Source organism: Streptomyces phytophilus (genome assembly GCF_013870535.1).
GTDB lineage: Bacteria > Actinomycetota > Actinomycetes > Streptomycetales > Streptomycetaceae > Streptomyces > Streptomyces phytophilus.
In genome coordinates, this window is the sequence record NZ_JACBXC010000151.1 from 1 (window position 1) to 8,218 (window position 8,218).

Sequence of the window (8,218 nt, forward strand, 5' to 3'; positions counted from 1 at the left end):
CGTCCGCCCCCCGGAACGCGTAGATCGACTGGTCCGGGTCGCCGAAGGCCAGCAGCGTCCGGCCGCCGCCCGCCAGCGCCCGCAGCAGCCGCACCTGCGCGACGTCCGTGTCCTGGTACTCGTCGACGAACACCGCGTCGTAGCGCCCCGCCAGGTCCGCCGCCACGCGCTCCGTCTCGGCCAGCAGCACGGCCCGGTGCACCAGCTCCGCGTAGTCCAGCACCCCCTGCATGTCGAGCACGTCCAGGTACTCCGCCAGGAACTCCCCCGCCGCCGCCCAGTCCGGCCGCCCCGCCGCCGCCGCGAACCGGTCCAGCGCCGCCGCGCCCAGACCCAGCTCCCGGCTGCGCGCCAGCACCGCCCGCACCTCGTCGGCGAACCCGCGCGTCGTCAGGCAGGCCCGCAGCTCGGCCGGCCAGGACACCCGGGCCCGCCCGCCGTCCCCGTCGTGGCCGGCGAGCAGTTCCCGTACGACGACGTCCTGTTCCGGGCCGGACAGCAGCCGCAGCGGCTCGACGAACATCTCGGCGTCCTGGTGCGCCCGCACCAGCGCGTAGCAGTACGAGTGGAACGTGCTCGCCTGCGGCGCCGGCGCGCCGTCCAGCCGGGCCGCCATCCGGTCCCGCAGCTCCACCGCCGCCTTGCGGCTGAACGTCAGCACGAGGATCCGCTCGGGGTCCGTTCCGCGCCTGATCCGCTCGGTGACGGCCTCCACCAGAGTCGTGGTCTTGCCCGTCCCCGGCCCGGCGAGCACGAGAAGCGGTCCCTCCCCGTGATGAACCACCGCGCGCTGCGCTGCGTCCGGCACAGGGGGGACCGGCCGCACGGGGGCGGTGCGGACGAGCCGGTAGGCCGGGGAGGAGACGGACAAGGTGCTCACATGTATCGCCGGTGGCAGAGGACGGGATTCAGGTGCCGGTTGCCGAACCGTACTCCGTACGGGCGGCGGCCCGGGCCGTTTGGCGCCCGGTGGCGGAAGCTGTCAGACATGACCCCCGACACCGCCGCCGCTGCCGTCCCAGCGGGCGCGGCGAAGGTCGATGCGCTGCTCACCCGCGGTGGTGGCACGCAGGGGCGTGCCCTCCACGCGGTACTGCTCCAGGGCCTCGCGCTCGTGGCCCGGCAGCAGTCGGCCGTCCGCGCGCACCACGCGCCACCAGGGCACGGAGCTGCCGTAGAGCGCCATGACCCGGCCCACCTGCCTCGGCCCGCCCCGCTCTATGAACTCCGCCACATCCCCGTACGTCATCACGCGGCCCGGCGGGATGCCCTCTGCCACGGAGAGCACCCGGTCCGCATACTCGTCGAGAAGAGCCGGGTCGGGCCCCGGCCCGCCGGCGGAAGGCGTCGCGTCGTCCATCCGACCCATCCTGCCGCAGACCGCCGACAGTCCGGCGCGGCGGCAGGCACCGGGCGAACCGCTGCCAAGGCCACCCGGATGCGACCATCGGAGACATGCTCGTGCCACCATCGTGCGGGCGGTGACTGGTGATACGAGACGAAGACGGGACAACCCAGGGCATGCGGCGCGACTCCGCGGCCGAGCCTCCGCCGGCAGAGCCGGCCACGGAGGCGCAGAGCCCTGCCCGCCGGGACGGTGACGACGAGGACGGGAAGGCCAGGGACAGCAGGGACGGCAGGGACAGCAGGGGGGATGACGGAGACGGCAAGGACGAGGGGGGTTCGCCCCGCGGCCTCTACGACACCCCCCGCCCGGCCGGCCCCCGCCCCCACTCCCCCGCCGCCCCCACCCGCCACGACTCGCGCCGCCGCGCCGCCCCCGGCCCCATCGAGGGCGACGACCCGCTCCTCCCCGCCCGCGTGCACCGCCCCTCCGACCTCATGCGGCTGCTCCTCGGCCTCCTCGGCATCGCCGCCGTGCTGGGCCTGGCCACCGTCGCGCACGCCACCACCGAGGGCCTGGAGGAGGACATCACCAAGGGGGCCGAGTACACGCCCTCGTTCGTCGTCACCCTCGGCGGCCTGACCTCCAGCATCGCCGTCCTCATCGTCCCGGTCGCCTTCGCCGTCGAACGCCTCGTCAAGCGCGACGGCCTGCGCATCGCCGACGGCGTGCTCGCCGCCGTGCTCGCGCACGGCGCGGGGCTCGCCGTCTCGCTCTGGGTGTCCGAGGGCGCCCCCGGCTCCGTGCAGGGGGCGCTGACGCAGATCGCCCGCGACGGCGAGCGCACCGACCCCGTACACGGGTATCTCGCCCCCGTCATCGCGTACATGACCGCCGTCGGCATGGCCCGGCACGCCCGCTGGCGCGTGCTGATGTGGACGGTCCTGGTGCTCGACGGCCTCGCGGTGCTCGTCGGCGGCTACACCACCCCGTTCGCCATCCTGCTCACCGTCCTGATCGGCTGGACCGTCGCCTACGGCACGATGTACGCGGTCGGCTCCCCCAACGTCCGCCCCACCGGCCGCAACCTCCTCGCCGGCCTGCGCCGCGTCGGCTTCCGGCCCGTCAGCGCGCTGGTGCCGGAGGAGCAGCCGGACCTGGAGGGCGACGGCCGCGGCCGGCGGTTCGTCGTCACGCTGGAGGACGGCCCGCCGCTGGACGTCACCGTCGTCGACCGCGAGCAGCAGGCCCAGGGCTTCTTCTACCGCGCCTGGCGCCGCCTGTCGCTGCGCGGCGTCTACCAGCGGCGCAGCATGCAGTCGCTGCGCCAGGCGCTGGAGCAGGAGGCGCTGCTGTCGTACGCCGCGATCGCCGCCGGCGCCAACGCCCCCAAGCTCATCGCCACCTCCGACCTCGGCCCCGACGCGGTCATACTCGTCTACGAGCACACCGGCGGCCGGCCGCTGAACACCGTCCCCGACGAGGCGATCACCGACCTGCTGATGCGCGAGACCTGGCGGCAGGTCAAGGCGCTGCAGTCGCGCCGCATCGCGCACCGCCGGCTCGACGCGGACGCGGTGCTGGTGACGCGCTCCGGCAAGGTGATCCTCACCGACCTCAGCAACGGCGACATCGCCGCGGGCGACGTCGTGCTGCGCATGGACCTCGCCCAGTTGCTCACCACGTTCGCGCTGCGCATCGGCGCCGAGCGGGCGGTCGCGGCGGCGGTGGAGGTCCTCGGCCCGGACGCGGTCGCCGACGCGCTGCCGCTGCTCCAGCCCATCGCGCTGACCCGGGACACCCGCGCGGAGCTGCGCCCGCTCGCGGGAGAGCCGGCGGCGCGCGAGCGCGAGGCGGTCATCGAGGCGTCGCGGTCGCGCAAGCACCAGGCGGCGGACCGCAAGAGCATGCGGGCCGCCAAGCAGGCCGAGAAGCGGGCGATCGAGGGCGCCCTGGACGAGGCCCGCGAGGAGGACGTGCTCACGCAGATCCGCCAGCACGTGCTGCTGATCCGGCCGCAGGCGCCGGTGGAGCCGGTACGGATCGAGCGGATCCGGCCGCGCACGCTCGTCAGCATCATCGCGGGCGTCTTCGCCGCGTACTTCCTGCTGACGCAGCTCACCCACGTCAAGATCGACGACGTGCTGTCGCAGGCCAACTGGCGCTGGGCGGCGCTGGCCGCGCTCTTCTCCGCCGCCACGTACCTGGCCGCCGCGCTGTCGCTGCTGGGCTTCGTCCCCGAGCGGGTGCCGTACGGGCGTACGGTGCTGGCGCAGGTCGCCGCCTCGTTCGTCAAGCTGGTCGCGCCGGCGGCGGTCGGCGGGGTCGCGCTCAACACCCGCTTCCTGCAGAAGTCGGGCGTCCGGCCGGGCCTGGCGGTCGCCAGCGTCGGCGCGTCGCAGCTCTTCGGGCTCGGCAGCCACATCCTGCTGCTGCTGACCTTCGGCTATCTGACGGGGACCGAGCGGACGCCGTCGCTGTCCCCGTCCCGTACGGTCATCGCCGGGCTGCTCGCGGCGGCGGTGCTGATCCTGATCATCACCGCCGTACCGTTCCTGCGGAAGGCCGTCTCGTCGCGGATCCGGTCGCTGTTCGCCGGCGTGGTGCCGCGCATGCTGGACGTGCTGCAGCGCCCGCAGAAGCTCGCGGCGGGCATCGGCGGCATGGTGCTGATGACGCTGTCGTTCGTGCTCTGCCTGGACGCCTCGGTACGGGCCTTCGGCGGCGACCTCAGCTTCGCGAGCGTCGCGGTCGTCTTCCTCGCCGGCAACGCGCTGGGCTCGGCCGCACCCACGCCGGGCGGCGTGGGCGCGGTGGAACTGGCGCTGACGGCTGGTCTGACGGCGGCGGGGATGCCCAGCGACACGGCGCTGTCGGCGGTCCTGCTGTTCCGGCTGCTGACGTTCTGGATGCCGGTGCTGCCGGGGTGGTTGTCGTTCACGCACCTGACGCGCAAGGGCGCGCTGTAGCGGGCAGGGGGCGCGCGCGGGTCAGAGGTCGACGACGTTCCAGGGGCGGATGCTCCACTCGTCCACCAGCCCGTTCGCGACGTACGGGTCGTTCCTGACGAACTCCTCGGCGGGCCCGGGGCCGTCGGCCCGCCAGACGATCAGCCCGCGCGGCGGGGCCTCCGTCATGGCGCCGGCCATGACGAGGTCGCCGCGCCGGTGGCACTCGCGGATGAGGTCGAGGTGCGCCTGGCGGTAGGAGTCCCGCCGCTCCAGGTAGTCGCCGACGTACGCGTAGTCGAGGACGTAGTAGGACACGCGGCCTCCCAGGTGGCGGGGGTGAACGGTACGGGGCCACCGTACTCACCCGTACGCCCCGCGCAGCGCGCGGCCGTACCCGCCCCGCCGGACGATGGCAGTCCGCCACCGCCGAGACCGGGGAGCCGCCGTGCGGGTCACCAGACCGACCACCGCAGCCACCGCCGCCACCGTCCTGCTGACCGCCCTGGCCGCGGGCGGCTGCGGCATCGCGTCGTCGTCCGAGCGCGCCGGCGGGCTGGAGGACGGCGCGGCGGCCGCAGGCATCCAGTGGGGGGCGTGCAAGAACCTCCCCGCGCCCGCACCCGGGGCCCCGGCCGCGGAGGCCGACTGGCAGTGCGGGACGCTCGACGTGCCGCTCGACCACGACAAGCCGGACGGCGAGAAGATCGGCATCGCCATGATCCGCGCCGAGGCCACCGGGCCGCGGAAGGAGCGCATCGGCTCGCTGCTCTTCAACTTCGGCGGCCCCGGCGGCTCCGGCATCGACACCCTCCCGGGCCTCGCCGGCCAGTACAAGACGCTGCACAAGCGCTACGACCTCGTCAGCTTCGACCCGCGCGGCGTCGGCCGCAGCGACGGTGTGCACTGCCTCGGCGACCGCGCGCTCGACAAGTACTTCGCCGCCGACAACACCCCCGACGACAAGGCCGAGGAGAAGGCGTACCTCGACCGGATCCACGGCTTCGCCGACGCCTGCGAGAAGAACTCCGGCAAGATCCTGCCGCACGTCGGCACCGAGAACGCCGCCCGCGACATGGACCTCATGCGCGCCTCGCTCGGCGACGACAAGATGCACTACTTCGGCATCTCCTACGGCACCGAACTGGGCGCCGTCTACGCCCACCTCTTCCCCGAGCGGATCGGCCGGGCCGTGCTCGACAGCCCCGTGGACCCGACGCAGGACAGCGCGCAGCGCTCGCTGGCGCAGGCGAAGGGCTTCCAGCGGGCGCTGGAGAACTACGCCGAGGACTGCGCACGGCAGGGCAAGCAGTGTCCCCTCGGCGACGCCGCCGCCGGCGAGCCCGCGGCCGCCACCGACGACATCGCGGAGCTGCTGGAGCGGCTCGACCGCAAGCCGATCCCGGGCACCTCCGGCCGCGACCTGACGGAGTCGCTGGCGACCGGGGGCATCGCGCAGTCGCTGTACTCCAAGCAGCTCTGGCCGCTGCTGACGCAGGGCCTGGAGCAGGCGCAGGGCGACGACGGGGCGACCCTGCTGCTCCTGGCCGACGCCCTCAACGGCCGCGAGCCCGACGGGCACTACAGCACGCTCCAGTCGTCGTTCCTCGCGGTCAACTGCGCGGACACCAAGGACCGCTACTCGACGGACGACATCCGCCGCCGGCTGCCGGAGTTCCGCGAGGCGTCGCCGGTCTTCGGCGACTTCATGGCCTGGGGCATGGCGTCGTGCGACGGCTGGCCGGTGACGGGCAAGCGCTCGACGCCGCAGGTGAGCGCGAACGGCGCGGACAGGATCCTGGTCGTCGGCACCACCGGCGACCCGGCGACGCCGTACGAGGGCACCCAGCGGATGGTCGACGCGCTCGGCGGCGACGTGGCGGTGAAGCTGACGCGCGTCGGCGAGGGCCACGGGGCGTACGGCAGCGGCAACGACTGCACGCAGAAGGCGGTCGACACGTACCTGCTCGACGGCCGGGCCCCGCAGGACGACACGACCTGCCGGAAGTAGTCCCCCGCACATGCGCGTGCCGCCGCCGGAGGCTTCCGGCGGCGGCACGCGTACGTCACACGTGTACGCCGTACGTCAGTAGATCGGCTTCTCCGGCTCGATCTGGTTCACCCAGCCGACCACGCCGCCGCCGACGTGCACCGCGTCCGCGAAGCCGGCCGACTTGAGCACCGCCAGGACTTCCGCGGACCGGACACCCGTCTTGCAGTGCAAGACGATCTTCTTGTCCTGCGGCAGCCCCTCCAGGGCGTTGCCCATCAGGAACTCGTCCTTCGGGACCAGCCGGGCGCCGGGGATCGAGACGATCTCGTACTCGTTGGGCTCGCGGACGTCGATGATGTCGATGTTCTCGCCGTCGTCGATCCACTCCTTGAGCTGCTTCGGAGTGATTGTCGAGCCGGCCGCGGCCTCCTGCGCCTCGTCGGAGACGACGCCGCAGAACGCCTCGTAGTCGATCAGCTCGGTGACGGTCGGGTTCTCGCCGCAGACCGCGCAGTCCGGGTCCTTGCGGACCTTGACCTGGCGGTACTGCATCTCCAGGGCGTCGTAGATCATCAGCCGGCCGACCAGCGGGTCGCCGATGCCCGCGAGCAGCTTGATGGCCTCGTTGACCTGGATCGAGCCGATCGACGCGCACAGCACGCCCAGCACGCCGCCCTCGGCGCAGCTCGGCACCATGCCCGGCGGCGGGGGCTCGGGGTACAGGCAGCGGTAGCACGGGCCGTGCTCGGCCCAGAAGACCGACGCCTGGCCGTCGAAGCGGTAGATGGAGCCCCACACGTACGGCTTGCCGAGGAGCACGCACGCGTCGTTGACCAGGTAGCGGGTGGCGAAGTTGTCCGTGCCGTCGACGATCAGGTCGTACTGCGCGAAGATCTCCATCACGTTCGAGGAGTCCAGCCGCTCCTGGTGGAGCTGCACGGTCACGTACGGGTTGATGCCCAGCACCGTGTCACGGGCGGACTCGGCCTTGGAGCGGCCGATGTCCGCCTGGCTGTGGATGACCTGCCGCTGCAGGTTCGACTCGTCCACCTCGTCGAACTCGACGATGCCGAGCGTGCCCACACCCGCCGCGGCCATGTACATCAGCGCCGGCGAGCCGAGACCGCCGGCGCCCACACAGAGCACCTTGGCGTTCTTCAGCCGCTTCTGGCCGGCCATCCCGACGTCGGGGATGATCAGGTGGCGCGAGTACCTGCGGACCTCGTCGACGGAGAGCGCGGGAGCGGGCTCGACCAGCGGTGGCAGCGACACGGGGACTCCGTAAGCGTGTGAGAGCACAGTGGGTCTTCCGGTAACACTGCCACGCACCTCCTCATTCCGAGACACCCTGTCCGAGACGCGAGACGAGGTCGTCCCAGTAGCCGGGCAGCGCCTCCCATCCGGGCCGGTCGGTGAAGAACACCGAGGCCGCGCCCTGCCAGCGGGCGATCCGCAGGGCCTCGTCGAGGTGCGTCGGCGGTACGCCGTGGACCAGGTGGCAGAACCGCTCGGCGGGCTGCTCCGCGGTCCACTCGGCGACCTGCGACCAGCGGTAGTCCGCCCACGGGCCGGCGAAGGTGACGAGTTGGTCGGCGGCCTCGGCGTAGCCGGGGTGCGGGTGCGTGCCGATGCCGAGGACGGTGTGGGCGTCCGGGCAGAGCGCGCCGAGCGTCGTCGTGATCCGCAGGACCTCCGCCAGCCGGTCGCGGTCCGCGGGGCAGCCGGCGAGGTAGAAGCCGTCGACGCGGTACCACTCCAGGAACCGGTGGGCGTCCGTGATCAGCTCGCCGAACGGGCGCCGGCCCTGGCGCAGGTCGAGCCGGCCGAGGGTGCGCACCCGCGCCGACTTCAGCCGGCCCGCGGCCTCCAGGCAGTGCGGGTCGGGGCGGGCGCCGGGCCCGCCGGCGACGTCGAGCACCGTCCAGTGGACGG

At 73.3% G+C, this 8,218-nt stretch carries 7 protein-coding genes; 2 read left to right on the top strand and 5 right to left on the bottom strand.

What is annotated here, in order from left to right; all coding sequences use genetic code 11:
* Positions 1 to 898 (bottom strand): UvrD-helicase domain-containing protein (locus tag H5J30_RS10550; RefSeq protein ID WP_220188755.1); only part of this gene is annotated, 898 nt, incomplete at its 3' end.
* A gap of 84 nt (positions 899 to 982) precedes the next feature.
* On the bottom strand, positions 983 to 1,360 hold the full coding sequence (locus H5J30_RS10555) for an MGMT family protein (RefSeq protein WP_181787167.1): 378 nt from the start codon (positions 1,358 to 1,360) through the stop codon (positions 983 to 985).
* 161 nt (positions 1,361 to 1,521) lie between these two features.
* Here H5J30_RS10555 and H5J30_RS10560 point away from each other — a divergent pair, with 161 nt between their 5' ends.
* On the top strand, positions 1,522 to 4,314 hold the full coding sequence (locus tag H5J30_RS10560; RefSeq protein WP_181787168.1) for a lysylphosphatidylglycerol synthase transmembrane domain-containing protein: 2,793 nt from the start codon (positions 1,522 to 1,524) through the stop codon (positions 4,312 to 4,314).
* Between the two features lie 21 nt (positions 4,315 to 4,335).
* On the opposite strand, the gene H5J30_RS10565 is transcribed toward H5J30_RS10560, so the two are convergent.
* Positions 4,336 to 4,611, bottom strand: coding sequence for a YciI family protein (locus H5J30_RS10565; RefSeq protein WP_181787169.1), 276 nt, complete (start codon positions 4,609 to 4,611; stop codon positions 4,336 to 4,338).
* Positions 4,612 to 4,741: 130 nt separating this feature from the next.
* Between H5J30_RS10565 and H5J30_RS10570 the strand changes: the two genes are divergently transcribed.
* On the top strand, positions 4,742 to 6,304 hold the full coding sequence (locus H5J30_RS10570; protein WP_181787170.1) for an alpha/beta hydrolase: 1,563 nt from the start codon (positions 4,742 to 4,744) through the stop codon (positions 6,302 to 6,304).
* Between the two features lie 75 nt (positions 6,305 to 6,379).
* Here H5J30_RS10570 and moeZ read toward each other — a convergent pair whose 3' ends face one another.
* Both moeZ and H5J30_RS10580 read right to left on the bottom strand, forming a co-directional pair.
* The gene (gene moeZ / locus H5J30_RS10575) at positions 6,380 to 7,558 is read right to left on the bottom strand and encodes an adenylyltransferase/sulfurtransferase MoeZ (RefSeq protein WP_181787171.1); all 1,179 of its coding nucleotides are present in this window, start codon (positions 7,556 to 7,558) and stop codon (positions 6,380 to 6,382) included.
* Positions 7,559 to 7,619: 61 nt separating this feature from the next.
* The coding region (locus H5J30_RS10580; protein WP_181787172.1) for a spherulation-specific family 4 protein at positions 7,620 to 8,218 on the bottom strand (599 nt) is incomplete at its 5' end.

Coding starts and splice junctions, on each gene's coding strand:
- H5J30_RS10555 (WP_181787167.1), bottom strand. CDS start 1,360: ATGGACGACGCGACGCCTTCCGCCGGCGGGCCGGGGCCCGACCCGGCT.
- H5J30_RS10560 (WP_181787168.1), top strand. CDS start 1,522: ATGCGGCGCGACTCCGCGGCCGAGCCTCCGCCGGCAGAGCCGGCCACG.